The following is a 21,477-nucleotide window of genomic DNA, read 5'->3' as shown; positions in this document are numbered from 1 at the left end:
CTGCAATGCTTGCGGACTATATTGCGCCAGGCAATAAAATTGAACTGAAGGCCATCGGTAAGGTCTGGATGGACGATGACAGCCGCACGAAAAAGATTCACCTGAGTAAGATAACCGATATTTTGTCAGAGGACAGGATAGAAGTTCTTATGCCAATGGATAAGGGGAAACTGGTATTGCTACCGGTTGATGGTGAATACAGCTTGTGCTTTTACAGCTCAAGAGGACTGTTTCAATGTTACGGAAGGATAATTGACCGATACCGAAGTAATAACGTTTATATTTTGGTTCTTGACCTTCTTAGTAATCTTCAGAGACTACAGCGAAGAGAATATTACAGATTCAGCTGTGCATTGGAGCTTAGATCGCGAATCTTTACAGAGGAAGAGGTTGAAGCTATCAGGCGGAATTGGGGATTACTTTTGGGAACCAACAAACCGTTGCAACGAAGTGTCATAGTGGACATAAGTGGAGGAGGTTTACGGTTTGTCGCTAATTTCCAATATGAAGAAGGCAGCACAATTTATTGTTCTTATCGACTACCCGGAAATATTAATAATATAGAGTACGAAATGGTGTGCACCGTACTTAGGGTACAGGAACTCGAAAACAGGCCAGGACTGTATGAGCACCGCATACAGTACACCTACATTGACGAGACTTCCAGGGAAGATATTATTCATTTTATCTTTGAGGAAGAACGAAAAATTAGAAAGAAGCAAAACTAAATGTCGAAAAAAATTTTATTAGTTGATGACTCTGCACTCATGAGAACCGTCCTTAGTGATATTATTAATTCAGATTCTAGATTTCAGGTTGTAGATAAGGCTAAAGACGGAGTGGAAGCCCTTGAGCTTCTAAAGACCAAATCATACGATGCTGTTATTTTAGATGTAAACATGCCTCGTATGGACGGTATTACGTTACTCAAGGAGATTAACAAAAATAAAATAAGGGCGAAGGTAATGATGTGTAGTACAGACACAAAGGAAGGCGCAAAAGTAACACTCGATTCATTGGAACTTGGAGCCCTTGATTTTATTCACAAACCGGATCGTGCCTCGGATTGCCGTGGCGATGATTTCACCACTACGCTCACAAGGACACTCGCAGCAGTATGCGAGTCAAGAGCGCCGGTTAGTACGAAGGCTTTTTCAATCGATGAGATCAAAGCCTCTCGTAAGATGGTGAGTATTGTCGCTAAGCATGCAGACAAGGTCACAGGTAATCGTATTGTAGCGATTGCCAGTTCTACGGGTGGGCCTCGTGCGCTTCAAGCGGTTATTCCCAAACTTCCCAAAAATCTAAAAACACCGGTTGTTCTTGTACAGCATATGCCGGAAGGATTCACAGCTTCTCTTGCTGAGAGACTTGATTCTCTTTCTGAGATAAAAGTTAAGGAAGCTGCTGAAGGTGATGTTCTTCAGGCAGGAACCGTCTATATTGCAAGAGGCGGTAAGCATATGCATATTATTACATCAGCCGGCAAGCACACAATCCATTATGTGGACGGCCCCACCAGAGAGGGTGTCAGACCTTGTGCTAACTTCATGTATGAGTCTCTTATGGATTCAGACTATGACTCAATATGTTGTGTAGTACTTACAGGAATGGGTGCTGATGGTACTGAGGGAATTAAAAATCTGAAATCGGCAAAGAAAGTTCATGTCATAGGTCAGGACGAAGCTTCCTGCACAGTTTATGGCATGCCTAAGGCAGTGGCAACAGCTGGTCTCGTTAATCAGGTCGTTACACTTGAGGACGTAGCCCAGGAAATTATTATGAACGTTGGCGTTAAGTAATCACCTGGTGAGTTTTCTCACGAGCCCGGTGTACTACTTAGTTCGGTAAAAGACTTCTGTCCGATATCAGAACTTCCTTGTGAAGAAATTACTAGAGATGAGATTTTCCTGATTACTTCCGCTAACGAGATGTTTTTTCTTATGGAGGTAAAGGGATTATGGATGTTTCTCAGTATCTAGGCGTCTTTCTCGACGAAGCAAAGGAGCATCTCCAAACACTGAATGATAGTATCATGCAGTTGGAGCAGGATCCGGAGAACGAAGATTGTATTAATGAAATTTTCCGTTCTGCGCATTCCATGAAGGGAATGGCAGGAACCATGGGTTATAAGAACATGCAGAATCTTACCCATGATATGGAAGATGTATTTTCTGATGTGCGTAACGGCACTCTCAAGATTGATTCCAGCATGATTGACACGCTGTTTCAGTGTCTGGATGCTATACAGGCTTACGTTGATAATATTACGGAGTCTCAGGATGAAGGAACTGAGGAAAATGCCAACCTTATAAAAGCGCTTGCTGACATCAGAGCAGGCGGAACAGGTGGCGGAGCAGCACATGCAGCTGCAGCAACGCCTGCACAGGAGGCAGCGCCTGCACAGGAAGCAGCGGCTGCTGCTCCTACTATGACTGCAGCTCCTTCTGACGCAGACCCTACAAAGGATTATAGAGCAATTAAGATTGACCCTGATACCAAAGGGACATTGGAAGATGCCAAGGGGCAGGGCAAGAAGCTCTATGGCCTTAATGTAAAGATTCAGGATAGCTGTATCCTTAAGGCAGCAAGAGCATTCCTTGTATTCAAGGGTATTGAAGAAATTGGTGAACTTGTAATTTCCGAGCCTTCAACCCAGGATATTGAGGATGAGAAATTTGAATTCAATTTTAGTCTAATTATTTCTACAGACGAAGAAGATAAAGATAAGATCAAAGATATAGTTAAGAGTGTTTCGGAGATTGAGGATTGTGAAATCGGTGATTATGATCCCAATGTCGCAACAAGTACTGAAGACGCAGCGGCAGCACCTGCTCAGGGAACAGCACCCGCAGCGCCTGCTCAGGGAGCAGCTCCTGCAGCTCCTGCAGCACCTGCTCCGAAGCCCGCAGAAAAAGCACCTGCAGCAGGAGGTAAGGATGCCGGTGGTAAGAAACCTGTTGGCAAGCCTGTAGTAAACCGTACGGTTCGTGTGGATATCGATAAACTTGATGTTCTTATGAATCTGGTAAGTGAGCTTATTATTGCAAAGAACTCTTTGATATCTGCTGCTAATTCAGCAGGAATTGTAAGTGGCAACGTAAACGAGCAGATAGAATATCTGGAAAGCGTTACTACCAATCTTCATGAATCTGTCATGAAAGTTCGAATGGTACCTATTGAGAGCGTACTCCAGAAATTCCCTCGTATGATTCGAGATTTAAATAAGTCACTTGGCAAGAAGATGGAACTGACCATGACCGGTGAAGACACTGAAATGGACAGAACCGTGGTTGATGAGATCGGTGACCCTCTGATGCACCTTTTGAGAAACAGTGCTGACCATGGTATTGAATCTGCCGAGCTTCGTGCAGAGAGAGGAAAACCTGAAGAAGGACAGATTTTCCTGCATGCATACCAGGATGGTAACAGTGTTGTTATTGAAGTTGGTGATGATGGTAATGGTATTGACGCCGAGAAGGTTAAGGCTAAGGCTATTGAGAAAGGCGTTATTACTCAGGATCAGGCAGACAGCATGACTGAAAAACAGGCTGTTGAGCTTCTTTTCCATCCCGGATTTTCTACAGCAAAGCAGGTATCTGAAATTTCAGGAAGAGGCGTAGGCCTTGACGTTGTTAAGTCAAAGGTTGAGTCTTTGTCCGGCGAAGTTGATGTAAAGACAAAGCTTGGAGAAGGAAGTACTTGGATTATTAGACTTCCGCTTACACTTGCGATTATTCAGGCTCTGATGGTTGTAGTAGGAAATGAAAAATATGCTATTCCTCTTGATTCTATCCAAAGTATTGAGGATGTTGCTCCTACGGATATTAAGACCGTTGAGAATAAAGAAGTTATAAATCTTCGCGGAAGCGTAACTCCTATAATTCGTGTAAGTGATGCACTGGATGCAGAAAGTAACAAGAATGAAGATGAAGATCTTGTAGTCGTTATTACAAGAAAAGGTGATCAGCAATTTGGTCTTGTAATTGATGAACTGATGGGACAGCAGGAAATTGTTATCAAGCCTCTTGGCAGATACATGAATAAGTGCCGCATGATCAGTGGTGCTACTATCCTAGGCGATGGCGAGATCGCATTGATCCTTGATACAAATCAGTTAGCATAAAAGTGAGGCAATCAATCTCTGATTTTCGATATCATCCTTGTTCTGCAAAGTGAAGCGAATGCAAAAGTTTATGGATGAGGAGAACAATTCTGACGAAAGGGAAAAATTATGAATGAATTAAGAGATACACAAGATGTCGGCGAACTGATTCAGTATATTATCATCAGACTCGGTGACGAACAGTATGGAATAGATATTAAATATATTGATAACATTGTGCGCATGCAGCAGATAACAAGAGTACCTCAGGTTGCCCATTATCTTAAGGGCGTTATCAATATTCGAGGTGTCATTGTACCTGTTATGAGTCTCAGACTTAAAATGGATATGGCTCCGGATGAAATAACAGATAAAAGCCGTATTATTATTCTGAAGGCTGAGGAGGATACGCTTATCGGTATTATTGTTGATCAGGTTAATCAGGTTCTTACCCTGGGAAGTAAGAGCATTGAAAAAGTTACATACAGTGCCGATAAGGGGAAAAAGCTTAACAGCTTCATAAGTGGCGTTGGAAAATATGAAGGAGGTCTTGTTTCAATTCTTGATCTTGGAATGGTAGAGATGGAAGAGGATAAGGCTAAAGCGTAAAGGAGGAAAACCCTTTGAGTGAGATGAGTTTGGAGAATATGTCCGACCAATATTTTGATGTTCTAAAGGAACTGGGTAATATTGGAGCGGGTAATGCGACCACTGCACTTGCACAAATGCTTGGTACAAAGGTTGATATGTCAGTACCGCAGGTTAAGCTTCTTGATTTTAAAGATGTTGGAGATCTGATGGGCGGTGCTGAGCAGATAATGACCGGCATTTACCTGGCTGTTGAGGGCGATATAAACGGTAGCATAATGTTCCTTCTTGGTATGAAAGCAGCAAGACATCTTGTAAACATGCTTATGGGAATTACCGATAAGGACGAAAATGTTCCTTTTGATGACACAGAGCTTTCTGCGATCAAGGAAGTGGGCAATATTATTACAGGATCATACCTGAATTCACTTTCTATGATTACAAATTTGAAACTTTTACCTTCAGTACCTTTTCTTGCAATCGATATGGCGGGAGCTATCCTGTCAGTACCTGCAATTGAGTTTGGTATGATGGGGGATAAGATTCTGCTAATTGAGACATCTTTCTTTGACAGTGAAGTTCTCAGCGGATATTTTATCCTGCTGCCTGATGTGGACGGTTACAGTAAGATTTTGACATCTCTCGGAATGGGCGATGTTACCATTAATGGATAAGGAGCTAAGTGAATGAGTCAAATTATCAAGGTTGGTATGGCCGATCTTAATATTTGCGTCAGTCCTGATGGAATCACGACACTTGGACTTGGCTCCTGTGTAGGGATTGCTGTACGGGATCCGGTAACCAAAATAGGCGGTCTGGCACATATTATGCTTCCTGATTCCAAAGAGATAAAAAACAATTCCAATATTCCGAAATTTGCGGATACCGGAATTGATGAACTTATTAAGCAGGTAGTAGCAAAAGGTGCCAGCAAATCACGTCTTGTTGCAAAAATAGCCGGTGGTGCTCAGATGTTTGCATTTAATTCCGCCAATGCAACTATGCGTGTTGGAGAGAGAAATGTTGCAGCTACAATAAAAAAACTTAAGGAACTCGGTATTCCGATATTGGCACAGGATACAGGAGATTCTTATGGACGTACTGTAATTTTCTATCCTGAGAATGGAAATTTTGTCATAAGAGCTGTAGGTAAACCGGAAAAGACGATATGAGCGCTGAAGAAAATACTGAAGAAATTAACCAAAAAAAAGTTAACGTGAAAAAGGCTTCTCAGAAGGATAATTCTGAGAACGTGGTTGACGAAGAATTAGTTAATGAAGCCGGCGAGGATTCTGCTGATGAGGATCCTGAGGAAAAGCCGGAGGAAGAGAAAAAAGAGAAAAAGTATAGAACGGAGACTATCACCATTACTGAGGCTCCGAAGACCAGGCTGATTACCGCTATCGTAATGCTTATGGGCAGTGGTTTTATAGCTATATATACGATGCTCCAGCATTACGAAATCGGAGCCTGGATTAAAACGCTCTTTTTGTCACTTGTGATTTTTTTCATAGTCGGCAGGCTTTTTGAGCTATTGGTTGTTCATTTTGATACCCTGAATTCCGATAAGGAAAAGGCAATTCGGATACAGGAGGACGCAATAGCTCAAAGGCAGGCTGATGAACAGGTTGCACGTATTACAGAGGAAGAAGCAGCAGAGGCTGAAAGACTTGCTGCTGAAGAGGCTGAAAGACTTGCTGCCGAACAAGCCGAAGAGAATGAAAATTTACCGGATGAATATGATTCATTTGGAGAAAGTGACGATTTCGATTTAGGTCCAGACCTTTCGAAATTTTAACAGGGATAGTTAACTTATGGATGAAGCCGGAAGAAGCAAGCTTTGGAATGAATATCATAAGAATAAAGCACCCGAACTCAGAGAGAAGCTTATTTTGGAATATGCTCCGCTGGTAAAACTTGTGGCGGGACGCCTTTCCATGTATTTAGGTTTCAATGTTGAGTATGATGATCTTGTTGGATATGGTATTTTCGGACTTATTGATGCTATCGATAAGTTTGATCTCATGAAGGATGTTAAGTTTGAAACTTATGCCAGTGTGAGAATAAGAGGTGCGATTCTTGATCAGATAAGAAAAATGGACTGGATACCCAGGACCATAAGACAAAAACAGAAAAAGATCGAAGCTGCCATTCATGAAATTGAGAAGGAGCAGGGACATCCTGCAACAGATACGGAAATTGCTGCTAAGCTCGGCATTTCCGACGATGAATATGTTAACTGGCAAAATCAGATGAAGGTTACGGGTGTGGTTTCCCTTAATGAATTTATGGAACAGGGAAGTGATGTTCCCGAGGACACCAATAATCTTGCGTCAAGCTTTGAAAAGCCTGAAGAGGCAATAGAAAAAGAAGAATTAAAGAAGATGCTGGCAGAGAGTCTTGCGCTTCTTACAGATAAAGAAAAGAAAGTAATACTTTTGTATTACTATGAAGAGCTTACTCTGAAAGAAATCAGTAATGTATTAGAAGTTTCTGAATCCAGAGTTTCACAGCTCCATACAAGAGCTCTTCAAAAGATGCGTGAAAAACTCGGAAAATATATGGGAATACTGACACAACTTGGCTGATGATCACATCTTTAGTCAAGTTGTTGTCATGCTTTTAATCGCTATTATAAAAACGAACCTTTGCCAACATTTAAATATAAACTATAGTTTATAGAGGAGGGTATTAATGAACGGTTATTTTCAGCTAATCACTATGCCCACTTCAACAGGTATTAAAGTCTATGGGCCTACCGAAGACGGGCATGCTGTAAAATATGATGACGTTAAAGAATACCTGGAAGAGCGAGTAATCAGCTATAGACCGGCCATTTTAAACGAGGCTGTTACGGAAGCAACAGGAGAGATAGTAATTCTTAATGACAATTCCTGCTATCCTGAGAGAGAAAGCTACAGGCTTACTATTTCCAGAGACCGTATGGAAGCCTCGGCATTTTTTTATGCGCCTTCAGAAAATGCTGAATATATGTCTAAAAGAGAATTTCTCGAGGATCTGCAATATAGAAATATTATTTACGGTATAGATATTGATAATATAAATGATTATTTTGATTTCAGAGAATACTGTAAGGAAATTGTTGTTGCAAGAGGAACAAAAACAAGAGAAGGCTGTAACGCAAGAATAGATTATCAGTTCAAGGCTGACCTCCATGCAAAGCCCGCTATGCGTGAGGATGGAAGCGTTGATTACTTTAATCTGAATATTATTAATCATGTTAAAAAAGGTGAGCAGCTGGCTATTCTTACGCCAGAGGATCCCGGGGACCCCGGAAAGAATATTTACGGTGAGGTTTTAAATCCGAGACCTGTAAAACCGCTTAAACTTGCAGTTGGGAAGAATACATCACTATCTCCTGACGGACTTGTCCTTATTTCAGAAACGGACGGCCATGTTACGCTTAAACAGGGAAAAGTTTCTGTAAGCAATGTAATACAATTTGAGAATGTTGACGTGGCAACCGGTAATGTCAATTATGACGGTAGTGTGGAAGTAAGGGGGACTGTGGCAGCCGGCTTTTCAATAAAAGCAGGAGCAAATATTTTGGTTAAGGGTGTTGTTGAAGGTGCCAGTCTTACTGCCGGAAATGATATTATCCTCGAACGCGGTATAAACGGTATGGGGAAGGGCGAAATAAAGGCAGGCGGTAACATCGTTACAAAGTTCATTGAGAATGCCAAAGTCAGCGCAAAAGGAAGCATAACGAGTGAGAGTATACTTCATTCCAGTGTTTCTTCGGGAACTGAAATAAATGTTTCCGGAAAAAAGGGATTCATTGCAGGCGGAAGAGTTACTGCGACTGATAGAATTACTGCCAAGGATCTTGGCAGTGATATGGGAGCAACAACTATAATTGAGGTTGGAGCTGATCCGGGCCTTAAGATAAGAATAAGAGAACTCCAAAAAGCTATTTCGGATTCGTCTAAAAGACTTGAAAATATTAAACCTACCGTTGAATCTATAACAAAACGACTTAGGAGCGGCCAGCAGCTTTCTCCTGAGCAGACAAGACAGGCACAGCAGCTCATCACTCAGAATAAGGTATTGACTTCGCAGATTGAAAAAAACACCAATGAACTTAATGAGTTACAGCAAAAACTTGCAGATTCAAAAGATGCGTATGTTGTTGTTGAGGGGACAGCTTATCCCGGAATAACGATACATATTGGGGATCAGCAAACTACTGTTAAAACTGAGTCTACATATTGCAGATTTGTATTAAGGGACGGGGTTGTTAAGACAAGTCCAATCTAATTATACACGTTGTTTTGACCGATATAATGTTTAAAGGGGGAGATACAGGGGAGAAAGGAGGAAAATATGTCGATAGGCAGAATAGACTTTCAGGGTTCGGTGGCAAGAACAAATGATTTTTCACAGATCAAACAAAATGAAGACAACAAAGTTTTTACCGATCAGAATGCTCTGCAGACAGAATTTAATAAGGAAGTAGATCAAAAATCAAATTCTGTTACAAAGAAAGAAAATGTTGATCAGCAGAAACAGGAAAAGCATGACGCCAAAGAAAAAGGAAAAAATGAATATTTTGGTAATGGCGGAAAAGGAAAAAATCATTATAAATCGCCTGAGGAACTGGAGAAACTAACGGAAACTCTGATCGGAGCTGACGGAAAACCCTTGGACATGCATATTTCCTCCGGGTTTGACTTCAAAATTTAAACACTTTATAATACAAGGGAGTGTATTCTGAATGGGAGCGGAATACAGAAGCTCGAGTGGGGATGTTATGATAAGTGTTACGGAAATTATATTAATCGCCGTCGGAATCCTGGCGGTAATATTAGGGTATCTTATTCCTAGTAGAAAAGACTCTTCCGGCTTTGATTATGATGGGGCTAATCAGAGAATAAATGACATGGTTTCCAAGGCTATAAAAAATTCAAAATCCCAGATGGATGAGATGCTTGATGATTGCATGGAGGAAGCGATTAATAAGGCTGAACGTGCGATGGACCGTGTTACTAATGAGAAGATGTCTGCAATTAGTGAATATTCAGATACTGTCATGAATGATATCCATAAAAATCATGATGAAGTAGTTTTTATGTATGATATGCTGAATGACAAGCACAAGAACCTCAAAAACACAGTTTCTGAGGCTAATCGTGCTGCAAAAGAGGTAAAGGAAGCAGAAGCCAAGAGACAGGCAGAGCTTGAAGCAGAATCCAAGAGACAGGCTGAACTTGAAGAAGCTGCCAGAAAACAGGCAAAGCGTGAAGAACAAGCAAGAATTAAAGCTCAGCGTGAAGCTGAGGCAAGACGTCTGGCAGAGCTTGAGGCAGAAGCTAAAAGACAGGCTCAGGCTGAAGCTGAAGCAAGAAGAAAAGCAAAGCTTGAGGCTGAGGCAAGAAGACAGGCAGAGCTTGAAGCAGAAGCTAAAAAGCAGGCAGAACTTGAAGCAGAGGCAAAAAGGCGGGCTGAATTTGAGGCGGAACAAAAGAGAAAAGCAAAGCTTGAGGCAGAAGCCAAGAGACGAGCTGAATTTGAAGAAAAAGCCAAGAGACAGGCAGGACTTGACGCCAGTTCTCCTTTTGCAATCGAACCACATTTTTCATCTTTATCCGATATACTTGATCGCGCTGATGAAGCAGCCGCAGCAAAGACTAATAATCGTGTGATCAGATCTGAACAGCCTGTGGCAATGTACTATGAAAATGAGTATAACGAAGAGGCTGCTGAAGAATTCCAAAATACATATTGGCCTGAATCAAATGAAGATGACTATATGGATGAAGCGGTTCCAACTGTGAATGATATACAGACTCAACCTGCTGATGACTTTACCACATATGGAAACGGATATCCTGAAGAAGAAATTCCAGCAAAGGTTGTTTCGATTGCAGATGTACCAAGAAAAAAGACTGTTGTGCAGGAAACTGTCCGGGATACAGAGATGGTGAGCGACCCGGTATCACGTAATCAGAAGATTCTTGATATGCATAAAGCCGGGAAGTCAGCAGTTGTTATTGCACGTGAATTAAGACTTGGAATAGGTGAGGTTAAGCTTGTTATTGATCTTGCCGGAAAACATAAGAAAAACCGTACATCCATTATGTAAAGAAAACTGTTTTGGGGGACAAATATACTTACTATGAAACTAAAATATTACTTAAGAGGCCTTGGGCTCGGGATTGTTCTCACATCTATAATTATGGGTGTTGTTCTTGGTAATTCCGGCAATAAGATGAGTGACGAGGAAATAAAAAGAAGAGCGAAACAACTGGGAATGGTTGAAGCCGAAAGCACCTTGTCAAGTTATTCGGAAACCGCTAAGATTCCGGAGGGAACAGATGAAAATGATAACCCTGCATCCGATAAGGAAATGGATAAAGAAGGAAAAGAAATATTTGAAAAAATCGACCAAGGGGAGCCTTCGGCAGGTGAATCAGTTCCGGAAGTGGCTGAAGAGACGGAAGAAAGAGGAACAGCTGGCGAAAGCAGTGAAAGCATTGAATCCGAGGAGGATGTTAAACTCGCTGCTGATGATTCCAATAAGGTCGCTACTACAGATGTTGTGGAAGCACAGAGTGAAGAAAACTCAGAAACATCAATAGCAACGGATAGTACAACCACTGATACAACCCAAATAATAAATAAAACAAGTGGGTCTGATACTGCTAATTCGGAAATTTCTGCCAAACAGGAATCTGTAAATGAGGATTCACAAAATACAAATTCTTCTAATATTGGAGAAACACAAAAACAGGCAGCTGCTACAGATTCCCTACAAACTGAGGCAACACAACAGGAAAACGTTACGGGGATACCTGATGCTGATGAAGCAAAACAGCAGACATCTGTTGAAGGAAACAGTTCTTCAGAGGATGTGAATTATATAGTTGTTGTTTTGCCAAGTGGAAGCGAATCCGATGACTGTGCAAGAATACTCAGAGAGGCCGGTGTAATTGAAGATGGCGTTGAATTCAATAAATATCTTGTAAGTACAGGTAAAGACAGAAGCATCAGATCAGGGACAAAACAGATACCCAAAGGATTGTCCTTTGAGGAAATAGCTGCAATAATAACAAAATAATATCTTGTCAAAAGCCCAAAATCATGGTATTCTAATGAAGCTGTGAGCATATGGGCTTTTATTATGCCCTTTTTTGGCGCACAGAGTCACAAATAAACACGTACATCCAGATTTCATCCGGTGTTCTGTTTGGATAGGATGAAATGCTTTCGAAGGAAGTAACGCCCCTTCGGCTCAAAAGTTAAAGGTGTGCGGAAGATTAACCAAATGGAGGTAATAACATGAGCGTTGTATCTATGAAACAGTTACTTGAAGCAGGTGTACACTTTGGTCACCAGACAAGAAGATGGAACCCTAAGATGGCTCCTTACATCTTCACAGAGAGAAATGGTATCCATATCATTGATCTTCAGAAGTCAGTTGTAAAGGTTGATGAAGCTTATAAGGCAGTATTTGAAATTGCTTCACAGGGTGGTACAGTTCTTTTTGTTGGTACAAAGAAGCAGGCACAGGATGCAGTTAAGACTGAGGCTGAGCGTTGCGGTATGTACTATGTAAATGAGAGATGGCTTGGCGGTATGCTTACAAACTTCCGTACAATCCAGAGCAGAATCGAGCGTCTTAAGAAGCTTGAGAAGATGCAGGAAGATGGAACATTTGATGTTCTTCCCAAGAAGGAAGTTGCACAGCTCAAGAAAGAATATGAAAAGCTTAACAAGGTTCTTGGCGGAATCCGTGATATGAAGAGAATTCCTGATGCTATCTTTGTTGTAGATCCTAAGAAGGAAAGAATCTGCATCCAGGAAGCAGAGGCACTTGGAATTACACTTATCGGTATCGGTGATACAAACTGCGATCCTGATGAACTTGATTTCATCATTCCCGGTAATGACGATGCTATCCGTGCAGTAAAGCTTCTTGTTGGTAAGATGGCTGACGCTGTTATCGAGGCTAACCAGGGTGCAGAGAACCTCACATCTGAGGAGCAGGTTTCTGAGGAAGAGACTACAGAAGAATAATCTCATAGCGAGACGGAACTTCATTCAATATATAATTTAATCTTGGAGGATATTTTAGATGGCTATTACAGCAGCAATGGTTAAAGAGTTACGTGAATCTACCGGTGCAGGCATGATGGAGTGCAAAAAGGCTCTTTCCGAGACAAACGGTGATATGGATGCAGCAGTAGAGTATCTTAGAAAAAATGGTCAGGCTAAGGCTGAGAAGAAGGCTAGCAGAATTGCAGCTGAAGGTCTTACAAGAGTAGCTGTAAAGGATGACAAGACAGCATCTGTTGTAGAAGTTAATTCAGAGACTGACTTTGTAGCTAAGAACGAACAGTTCCAGAACTTTGTTGAAGCAGTTGCTAAGCAGGCTTCTGAGACAGAGTCAAAGGATATGGATAGCTTTATGGCTGAGAAGTGGATTCTTGATGGATCAAAGACTGTTCAGGAAGCACTTATCGAGATTACAGCTATTATCAGTGAGAAAATCAGCATTCGTCGTTTCGAGAAGGTTGTAGCTGAGAATGGTATCGTTGTTCCTTATGTTCATGGCGGCGGAAGAATTTCAGTTCTTGTTGAGGCTGATACTGATGTTGTAAACGACAACATCAAGGATGCTCTTAAGAACGTTGCAATGCAGATTGCAGCTCTTTATCCGAAGTATGTTGATATGAACGATGTTCCTCAGGACTTCAAGGATCACGAGAAAGAAATCCTCCTTGCTCAGGCTACAAAAGAGAATGAGGAGCTTCCTGAAGGAAAGAGAAAGCCTCAGCAGATCATCGAGAAGATGCTTGTTGGACGTCTTCAGAAGGAACTTAAGGAAATCTGCTTAAATGAGCAGGTATATGTTAAGGCTGAGGATGGCAAGCAGACTGTTGCTCAGTATATAGCTCAGGTTGCTAAAGAGAATGGTGCAAACCTTTCAATCAAGCGTTTCATTCGTTTTGAGACCGGTGAAGGCATTGAGAAGAGAGAAGAGAACTTCGCAGAAGAGGTTGCTAAGCAGGCAGGAATGCAGTAATTCCTATCTCATAATATAAAATGTGATTGCCCTTGCCGTTAATAATGACGGCAAGGGTTTTTATACATATGATAGTTTTGTCGGGAGGAATTACGGTAGATGGGAGTTGTTAATCTCAAGGGGACCGGTTCCGGTATTATTCTTGAACTTGATCCTAAGATTTCTTTTGATATTCTAATAAAAGAGGTAGCTACCAAATTTCATGATTCTCGTTCATTTTTGGGAAAAGCTTCTATGGGGATGATAATAAGAGGCAGAATCCTTTATGACAGAGAAGAAAATGAAATATTGGAAGTTATTTCAAATAACTGTGATATTAACATCACTTGTGTGTTAAGAGAAGATCCTGAAACGGACAGGATTTTTGCAAGCTATATTCAAAAGGCTGATTTGGTTGTGCAGGAACAGACAACAGAATTAAATGATGAAACTGCATTTGACGAAGCCAGACTTGACGAAGAAAAGAATTTGGCTGTAGTTCATACAGGTAGTCTGCGATCCGGACAATCAATAGTATTTGATAAAAGTGTTGTAGTTATGGGTGATATAAAGCCGGGAGCTTCCATAACTTCAAAAGGCAGTATTTTTATTCTCGGCTCACTTAGAGGTAGTGCATATGCGGGATCTGAAGGGGATGAAAACGCATTTATAATGGCACTTGAATTTGATCCGTTACAGGTCAGAATAGCTAATGCTATAGCTATTTCACCTGATTCTGATAAGGGACCAAAGATTAAAATGAGAAAATTCATGAAAACCACTTCGGAAAAGAATACTGAGGTGGCATACATTTTGGATGGACATATTGTAAAAGATACATATGGCGCCGCATTTTTGCGCGATAATCGATTTATTTAATTTTATAAAACGGAGGATGGAATGGGAGAAGTAATAGTAGTAACTTCCGGCAAAGGCGGAGTCGGAAAAACAACAACCACAGCTAATATTGGTACCGGGCTTGCTAAGCTGAACAAAAAGGTTGTACTTATAGATACCGATATAGGACTTAGAAATCTTGATGTGGTTATGGGGCTTGAGAATCGTATTGTTTATAATCTTGTAGATGTTGTAGAAGGCAGCTGCAAGGTGAAGCAGGCGATGATCAGAGATAAAAGATATGATACACTTTTTCTTTTACCTGCTGCACAGACAAAAGATAAGACAAGCGTAACTCCTGATCAGATGAAAAAACTTGCAGATGATCTTAAGCAGGAATTTGATTATGTAATTATGGATTGTCCTGCTGGAATTGAGCAGGGATTTAAAAATGCCATTGCGGGTGCGGAGAGAGCTATAGTCGTAACAACGCCTGAAGTATCTGCAGTACGTGATGCAGATAGAATTATCGGCTTACTTGAAGCAAACGAAATAGGTAAAACGCAGCTTGTTGTAAACAGACTTAGACCTGATATGGTTAAGCGTGGTGATATGATGAGCGCTGAGGATGTTATAGATATACTTGCTGTAGAACTTCTTGGAGTTGTTCCGGATGATGAAAGCATCGTCATTGCAACCAATAACGGTGAACCTCTTGCAGGTGACAGTTCATTGGCCGGACAGGCATATATGAATATCTGCAGAAGAATACTTGGTGAATCTGTTCCTTTCCTTAATCTTGATGATAAAAAAGGACTTTTTGCAGCCATAGCAAAAGTTTTCCGTAAGTGATGAGGGGGATAAGCTATGAAACTGACTGATATTTTTAAAAGAAAATCTTCAGGACAGGCAGCTAAGGATCGCCTAAAGCTGGTTCTTGTTTCAGACAGATCGAGCTGCTCACCGGAGATCATGGAACGAATAAAAAATGACATACTTGATGTTTTGTCTAAGTATGTTGAGGTTGACCAGGCCGGACTTGATATAAAATTTACTCAGATGGAAACCGAAGGAACTGAGGCAGACGGAAAAAGCGTACCTGCGCTTTATGCCAATATTCCGATAAGAAATGTAAAACATACCGTTAAGGAATAAGCTTAAAAGGATGCTTATAGGCATCCTTTTAATATGCAAATATATTTTTAAATTTTGATTATATATTTATAAAATTCATTGAAAAAATGTGAAAAGATTGATATTATACAGTAAGTAGTATTATTGTGTACAATTAAATATATTATATTACTTTTTAATATCGCCAGGAGGAAAAAATGAGTAAAGAGAATTATGATGGATTAAAATTGGAGAATCAACTGTGTTTTCCACTATATGCTTGTTCAAAAGAGATAATAAGGGCATATAAACCATTTCTTGATGAAGTGGATCTGACATATACTCAATATATTACTATGATGGTCCTTTGGGATAAGAAAGAAATGAATGTAAAAACTCTGGGAGAATGCTTATTTCTTGATTCCGGAACACTTACTCCTGTTCTAAAAAAGCTTGAGAATAAAGGCTATCTTAAGCGTACCAGATCTAAAACTGACGAAAGAAATCTTCTTGTTTCAATAACAAAAGAAGGAGAAGCATTGAAGGAAAAGGCAAAGGATATTCCCGCCAAGATTGGAAGCTGTGTTAAGCTTAATGAAAATGATGCAAAAGAATTATATAGACTACTTTATATGATTATTGACAATGTTCGTTAAAAAATTGTTATTTTTATCACGAATTTATATGTAAAAGTATTTAATTTGTGGTAGTATATTTAAGGCATGTTTGTGACTTTTATTGTCGTAAACTGCTAATAAATTTTATCCTGAAAGGGGTGGAGATTCTTTGACTATATCAATACTTAAAGCAGTGAGTTTCCTTATTCTTTTCCCATTCGTTATAGCAGTTCTCATGTTCTGCATAAGGAATTCATCACTTCTGCGCAATTTTGTTGCAATTGTAGGAGGCTTCAGTGTTATGGCGACTGCGATCATGGTTGGCATTCGAGTGCTTTCCATGAAAGGAACAACGCATAATACTTACCTGACAGCAACAGCTCCTCATGACCATATCATTATGGGAGGCGAACTCCTTCTTATGGGCATCGTTATTTTCCTGAGTCTTAAGTACAAAAAATACTATGCTATACTTTTATCCATGATAGGAACTATTCCGGTTCTTGCAATGGACTTCTCGGGATATACTGTTGAAGGATATGCTCATATAAGAGTTGATTTCCTTTCTGCAGTGATGATACTCATAGTAGGTTTTGTAGGTATTCTTATTTGTATTTATGCAGTTGGATACATGAAGGATTACCACAATCATCATACTGATGTTGAAGACAGATCAAACTATTTTCTCGCACTTTTATTTGTATTTGTGGGAGCTATGTTTGGTCTTATTGTTTCAGATAATCTGGGATGGATTTATTTCTTCTGGGAAATTACCAGTGTATGTTCATTTCTTCTTATCGGTTATACAAGAACGGAAGAGGCCATCAACAACAGCTTCAGAGCTTTATGGATGAATCTTTTGGGTGGATGTGGATTTGCTGTAGCGCTTCTTATTTGCAATCTGAGAATGGGGATTGCAAATTTAAGCCAGCTTACAGCTATTATTCCCAGACAGAATATGTTTGTAATGGTTCCTGTTACATTAATTGCATTTGCTGCACTTACAAAGAGTGCTCAGTTCCCGTTTTCAAGATGGCTTCTTGGAGCGATGGTCGCACCTACACCCAGTAGTGCGCTTCTTCATTCAGCAACCATGGTTAAAATCGGTGTATATATGCTGATAAGGCTTTCACCTATGCTGAAGGGAACTTTCACGGGAGTAATGATTACCGTTATAGGTGGATTTACATTCTTTGCTGCATCACTTCTTGCTATAACAGTAAGCGATGGAAAAAAGGTACTTGCATATTCTACAATTTCAAACCTTGGTCTTATTACTGCATGTGCAGGAACAGGTACTACCGAGGGCGTTTGGGCTGCTACAATGCTTATTCTTTTCCACGCTGTTTCAAAATCACTTCTTTTCCAGACAGTCGGTGATATTGAAAACTGCATGCACAGCCGTGACGTGGAAGATATGCATGGACTTATCATAAAGCTTCCTAAGCTTGCATTTATTATGATCATCGGAATATGTGGAATGTTTATGGCTCCTTTCGGAATGCTTGTTTCCAAATGGGCTGCGCTTAAATCATTTGTTGATTCAAATTCAGTATGGTTGGTTCTTTTCCTTGTATTTGGCTCAGGTTCAACTCTATTTTATTGGGCAAAATGGCTTGGAAAAATCTGTACTGTTATTCATCAGTCATATGAACTTGAGGATATCACACCTAAGAGTGAAATGATTTCTCTGGTGCCTCTTACATGTATGATTATTATTATGTGTTTTGCATTCCCGAAGATGTCAGATATAATGGTTCAACCTATTCTTAACGAGGCTTTCCATAAGAATATTCCGAATGTTATCGGAGGATCTGACGTTATTATCATGATGATTATGGTAGCAATGATATTTGCTATTCCTATCGGAAGCAGATTACTCGCTATAGGTAAGAAGAGTAAGATGACTATGTCTTATGTAGCCGGTGTTAATGCCGGAGATGACCGTCATTATATTGACTCTTTTGGTAAGGAGAGACCTCTTTATATGTCAAACTGGTATATGACAGAATATTTTGGAGAGGATAAGCTTCTTGCGCCCAGTATTGTGATTTCAGCTATTATAGTAATCGTAATGCTGATTATTGTATGCGGAGGTGCTTTCTGATGATTTTAACAACAGTTATAAAAGTAGTTCTTTATATATTACTTGCTCCTATAATCGGAGGATTAATGGAAGGTATCGACCGTGTTGTATCAGCTCGTATGCAGAGAAGACAGGGGCCGCCTCTTTTCCAGCCTTTTTATGATGTATATAAGCTTCTTGCTAAGCAGACAACCGTTGTTAACAGCATCCAGGTTCTGTTTGTTATAGCATATCTTATATTTACAATTTTTACCGGTGCACTTTTCTTTGGCGGCGGCGATATGCTTCTTGTATTTTTTGCTCTGTCAATGTCAGAGGTTATGATGGTACTTGCTGCATACTCAACAAACGGACCTTACAGTGCACTTGGAGCTAACCGAGAACTTCTTCAGATGATGTGCTACGAGCCTATGATCCTGCTTGTTGCAATAGGTTTTTATGAAGCAAACGGCAGCTTTATGGTAAATGATCTTGTTCAGGCAGCTAATCCTGCTGTTTACAAGATTCCGGGTATGCTTATTGGATTTTTGTTCATACTTACCATTAAATTCAGAAAATCTCCTTTTGACATGAGTACATCTCATCACGCACACCAGGAGATGGTTAAGGGTCTTACTTCAGATATTTCAGGTACTAATCTTGCTTTCTATGAGATAGCAGAGTGGTATGATGAAGTACTGATGATGGGTATTGTTGCTATGTTCTTTATTTATAACAATCCTATCAGCATTGTTTGGGCTCTTATTGCTTGTGTAATATTCTATCTTATGGAGACACTGATTGATAATGTATTTCCTCGTGTTAAATACATGGCTATGCTGGTTAGCAGCTGGGTTGTGATTCTTGTTTGTGCAGGAACTAACCTTCTTATTCTCAGTGTAATTGGTAAATAAAGGAGAAACTATGAAAATTTCAAAATCACCCTGGGTGTTACATTATGATGGATCCAGTTGCAATGGATGTGATATTGAGGTTCTTGCAACAATGACTCCACTTTATGACGTTGAAAGATTCGGAATTATAAATACAGGAAATCCTAAACATGCTGATATACTCCTTCTTACCGGTGGTATTAATGCACAGACAGCTCCGGTTGTCAGACAGCTTTACAATCAGATGCCGGATCCCAAAGTTGTAATAGCTTGTGGTATCTGTTCCTGTGATGGTGGCATTTTTAAGGAATGTTACAACATTTTAGGTGGATCCGATAAAGTTGTTCCGGTGGATGTTTATGTTCCCGGATGTGCAGTAAGACCTGAAGCACTTATTGATGGTGTTGTTAAGGCCCTTGCTATTCTTGAAGAGAAGAGAGTTAAAGTTAAGGAATCAATGAAGCAGGGATACTGTACAGTTGATTATAGTAAGATTGCTGTTCGTATGAAGGCAGAGGATTATGATCCTGCTACGCAGTATGATGCTGTGTTAACAGAAGAAGCACTTCGTGAGCAGGCTGAAGCCAAGATTGCTCAGACTTCAAAAACGGCTCCTAAGCCTGCAGCACCCGTAGCTGCACCTAAAAAAGATGAAGGAGGAAACGCCTGATGAATATGGATTTTAAGAGTGTTAAGGCGGAAGAGGTCATCGACGAGGCGCAGAGGCTTAAATTTGATGGGTATCATCTTATGCAGCAATGTGCTACCAGAACCGCTGATGGGTATGAACTTGTTTATAGCTTTGGCAAAGCACTTGAAGTGTGCCAGGTTAAGATAATCCTTTCTGAAAATCAGTCAATAAATAGTATAAGCCATGTATTTCCATGTGCTTTTCTTTATGAAAATGAGATGCATGATCTGTTTGGAATAGACATTCAGATGATCAGTCTTGATTATAAAGGTTCTTTCTATAGAACAGCTATAGAAACACCTTTTAAGTAATTTATTTGGGCAAAGCACTTGTAAATTAATAGTGCCGGCCATGGATTTATAATTAACGTTTTTCAGTTTTGTTAATACAACAGGCTGATGAAACAATTATCTTTAGAAAGAGGAGATTCTATGTCAACCAGAAGTGTTATTCCTTTCGGACCTCAGCATCCTGTACTGCCTGAACCGATACACCTTGATTTGGTTTTGGAGGATGAGAAGGTTGTTCAGGCCATTCCTTCTATTGGATTTATACATCGTGGTTTGGAAAAACTTGTAGATAAAAAAGATTTTCATGAAATGGTATATGTTGCAGAGCGTATTTGCGGTATTTGTTCCCTTGGACATGGACTTGGATATTGCGATGCAGTCGAACATATTATGGATCTTGAAGTTCCGGAAAGGGCTCTATATTTAAGAACCATGTTATCCGAGCTAAGCAGAATGCATTCTCATATGCTATGGCTTGGACTTCTTGCAGATGCATTTGGATTTGAATCACTTTACATGGAATGCTGGAGAATCCGTGAAGAGATTCTTGACATGTTTGAAATAGCAACAGGTGGTCGAGTTATATTTTCTATTATGAAGATAGGTGGGCTAAGGAGAGATATTCCTGATGATATGCTCAGGGCTTTCCGTCAGAGACTCGATAGTATCGAAGAAGGCCTTGGTATTGTTAGTAAGCCATTCTTTGATGATGTTGCAGTAAAAAATCGTCTTGTAGATGTTGGTATACTTACTCCCGAGAAGGCAGATCTTCTTGGAACAGCAGGTCCTTTTCTTCGTGCCAGCGGCATTGCCAGAGATATCAGATCAACAGGTTATTGTGCTTATGATAAGGTCGAGTTTGAACCTATTATCAGTACCGGATGCGATTCATATGCTCGTACAGAAGTACGTATTAAGGAGATATATCAGGCTATTGATATCATACGTCAGTGCATAGATAAGATGCCTGCAGGTCCTGTTGATGTTCCTGTAAAGCCTAACCAGTTCCCTAATGGCGAATATATGACCAGAATAGAGCAGCCCAGAGGTGAGGCACTCTATTATGTAAAGGCAAACGGGAGCAAGCTTATAGATCGTATGAGAGTAAGAACTCCTACATTTGCTAATATACCTGCTCTTGTTGATGTTCTTGCAGGATGTGATCTTGCTGATGTGCCGATTCTTGTACTTACTATTGATCCATGTATCAGTTGTACAGAACGCTAACGCTAATCAGAATGAAAGAAGGTAGG

23 protein-coding genes are annotated in these 21,477 nt (G+C 40.2%); all 23 read left to right on the top strand.

Annotated elements, in window-relative coordinates; translation table 11 throughout:
- Window positions 1-5: 5 nt before the first annotated feature.
- On the top strand, window positions 6-728 hold the full coding sequence (locus BV60_RS0110790) for a flagellar brake protein (protein WP_026509950.1): 723 nt from the start codon (window positions 6-8) through the stop codon (window positions 726-728).
- Entirely contained in the window at window positions 729-1,802 is a 1,074-nt protein-coding gene (locus tag BV60_RS0110785) for a protein-glutamate methylesterase/protein-glutamine glutaminase (RefSeq protein ID WP_029321685.1), read from the top strand.
- 158 nt (window positions 1,803-1,960) lie between these two features.
- A complete protein-coding gene (locus BV60_RS0110780) occupies window positions 1,961-4,126 on the top strand; it encodes a chemotaxis protein CheA (RefSeq protein WP_029321682.1) in 2,166 nt (721 codons plus the stop codon).
- A 108-nt stretch (window positions 4,127-4,234) separates the two neighbouring features.
- The gene (locus BV60_RS0110775) at window positions 4,235-4,714 is read left to right on the top strand and encodes a chemotaxis protein CheW (protein WP_029321680.1); all 480 of its coding nucleotides are present in this window, start codon (window positions 4,235-4,237) and stop codon (window positions 4,712-4,714) included.
- A gap of 14 nt (window positions 4,715-4,728) precedes the next feature.
- The gene (locus BV60_RS0110770; protein ID WP_029321678.1) at window positions 4,729-5,367 is read left to right on the top strand and encodes a chemotaxis protein CheC; all 639 of its coding nucleotides are present in this window, start codon (window positions 4,729-4,731) and stop codon (window positions 5,365-5,367) included.
- Window positions 5,368-5,379: 12 nt separating this feature from the next.
- Window positions 5,380-5,865, top strand: coding sequence for a chemotaxis protein CheD (locus BV60_RS0110765; protein ID WP_029321676.1), 486 nt, complete (start codon window positions 5,380-5,382; stop codon window positions 5,863-5,865).
- Window positions 5,862-6,491: a hypothetical protein gene (locus BV60_RS0110760; RefSeq protein WP_029321674.1), complete on the top strand. Its 630-nt coding sequence runs from the start codon at window positions 5,862-5,864 to the stop codon at window positions 6,489-6,491. Before BV60_RS0110765 ends, BV60_RS0110760 begins: the two co-directional genes overlap by 4 nt.
- A 16-nt stretch (window positions 6,492-6,507) precedes the next feature.
- The gene (locus BV60_RS0110755; protein WP_029321672.1) at window positions 6,508-7,281 is read left to right on the top strand and encodes a FliA/WhiG family RNA polymerase sigma factor; all 774 of its coding nucleotides are present in this window, start codon (window positions 6,508-6,510) and stop codon (window positions 7,279-7,281) included.
- Window positions 7,282-7,387: 106 nt separating this feature from the next.
- A complete protein-coding gene (locus tag BV60_RS0110750) occupies window positions 7,388-8,971 on the top strand; it encodes a FapA family protein (protein ID WP_051656665.1) in 1,584 nt (527 codons plus the stop codon).
- A 66-nt stretch (window positions 8,972-9,037) separates the two neighbouring features.
- On the top strand, window positions 9,038-9,397 hold the full coding sequence (locus tag BV60_RS21080) for a hypothetical protein (RefSeq protein ID WP_035777228.1): 360 nt from the start codon (window positions 9,038-9,040) through the stop codon (window positions 9,395-9,397).
- Window positions 9,398-9,428: 31 nt separating this feature from the next.
- On the top strand, window positions 9,429-10,796 hold the full coding sequence (locus BV60_RS21965; RefSeq protein WP_051656664.1) for a DUF6115 domain-containing protein: 1,368 nt from the start codon (window positions 9,429-9,431) through the stop codon (window positions 10,794-10,796).
- 33 nt (window positions 10,797-10,829) lie between these two features.
- A complete protein-coding gene (locus BV60_RS0110735; RefSeq protein WP_156036063.1) occupies window positions 10,830-11,771 on the top strand; it encodes a hypothetical protein in 942 nt (313 codons plus the stop codon).
- 221 nt (window positions 11,772-11,992) lie between these two features.
- Window positions 11,993-12,730: a 30S ribosomal protein S2 gene (gene rpsB, locus BV60_RS0110730; protein ID WP_029321664.1), complete on the top strand. Its 738-nt coding sequence runs from the start codon at window positions 11,993-11,995 to the stop codon at window positions 12,728-12,730.
- Window positions 12,731-12,788: 58 nt separating this feature from the next.
- On the top strand, window positions 12,789-13,739 hold the full coding sequence (tsf, locus tag BV60_RS0110725) for a translation elongation factor Ts (protein WP_029321661.1): 951 nt from the start codon (window positions 12,789-12,791) through the stop codon (window positions 13,737-13,739).
- Between the two features lie 99 nt (window positions 13,740-13,838).
- Entirely contained in the window at window positions 13,839-14,597 is a 759-nt protein-coding gene (locus BV60_RS0110720; protein WP_051656663.1) for a septum site-determining protein MinC, read from the top strand.
- Window positions 14,598-14,618: 21 nt separating this feature from the next.
- Window positions 14,619-15,407, top strand: a complete 789-nt coding sequence (gene minD, locus BV60_RS0110715; protein WP_029321658.1) for a septum site-determining protein MinD — start codon at window positions 14,619-14,621, stop codon at window positions 15,405-15,407.
- Between the two features lie 15 nt (window positions 15,408-15,422).
- Window positions 15,423-15,710 (top strand): cell division topological specificity factor MinE, encoded by a 288-nt coding sequence (gene minE / locus BV60_RS0110710; protein ID WP_029321657.1) that lies wholly within the window; start codon window positions 15,423-15,425, stop codon window positions 15,708-15,710.
- Window positions 15,711-15,886: 176 nt separating this feature from the next.
- Window positions 15,887-16,324: a MarR family winged helix-turn-helix transcriptional regulator gene (locus BV60_RS0110705; RefSeq protein ID WP_029321656.1), complete on the top strand. Its 438-nt coding sequence runs from the start codon at window positions 15,887-15,889 to the stop codon at window positions 16,322-16,324.
- Between the two features lie 130 nt (window positions 16,325-16,454).
- Window positions 16,455-18,392, top strand: a complete 1,938-nt coding sequence (locus tag BV60_RS0110700; RefSeq protein ID WP_242840971.1) for an NADH-quinone oxidoreductase subunit 5 family protein — start codon at window positions 16,455-16,457, stop codon at window positions 18,390-18,392.
- Window positions 18,392-19,264, top strand: coding sequence for a respiratory chain complex I subunit 1 family protein (locus tag BV60_RS0110695; RefSeq protein WP_029321654.1), 873 nt, complete (start codon window positions 18,392-18,394; stop codon window positions 19,262-19,264). Before BV60_RS0110700 ends, BV60_RS0110695 begins: the two co-directional genes overlap by 1 nt.
- Window positions 19,265-19,274: 10 nt before the next feature.
- The gene (locus BV60_RS24205) at window positions 19,275-19,913 is read left to right on the top strand and encodes an NADH-quinone oxidoreductase subunit B family protein (protein WP_051656662.1); all 639 of its coding nucleotides are present in this window, start codon (window positions 19,275-19,277) and stop codon (window positions 19,911-19,913) included.
- Window positions 19,913-20,245, top strand: coding sequence for an NADH-quinone oxidoreductase subunit C (locus BV60_RS0110685; RefSeq protein WP_029321649.1), 333 nt, complete (start codon window positions 19,913-19,915; stop codon window positions 20,243-20,245). Before BV60_RS24205 ends, BV60_RS0110685 begins: the two co-directional genes overlap by 1 nt.
- Before the next feature lie 120 nt (window positions 20,246-20,365).
- On the top strand, window positions 20,366-21,451 hold the full coding sequence (locus BV60_RS0110680) for a hydrogenase large subunit (RefSeq protein WP_029321647.1): 1,086 nt from the start codon (window positions 20,366-20,368) through the stop codon (window positions 21,449-21,451).
- Window positions 21,452-21,477 lie beyond the last annotated feature (26 nt).

The sequence above is a fragment of the Butyrivibrio sp. AE3004 genome (assembly GCF_000703165.1).
Taxonomy (GTDB): domain Bacteria; phylum Bacillota; class Clostridia; order Lachnospirales; family Lachnospiraceae; genus Butyrivibrio.
This window is presented reverse-complemented; position numbering and strand designations above follow the sequence as displayed.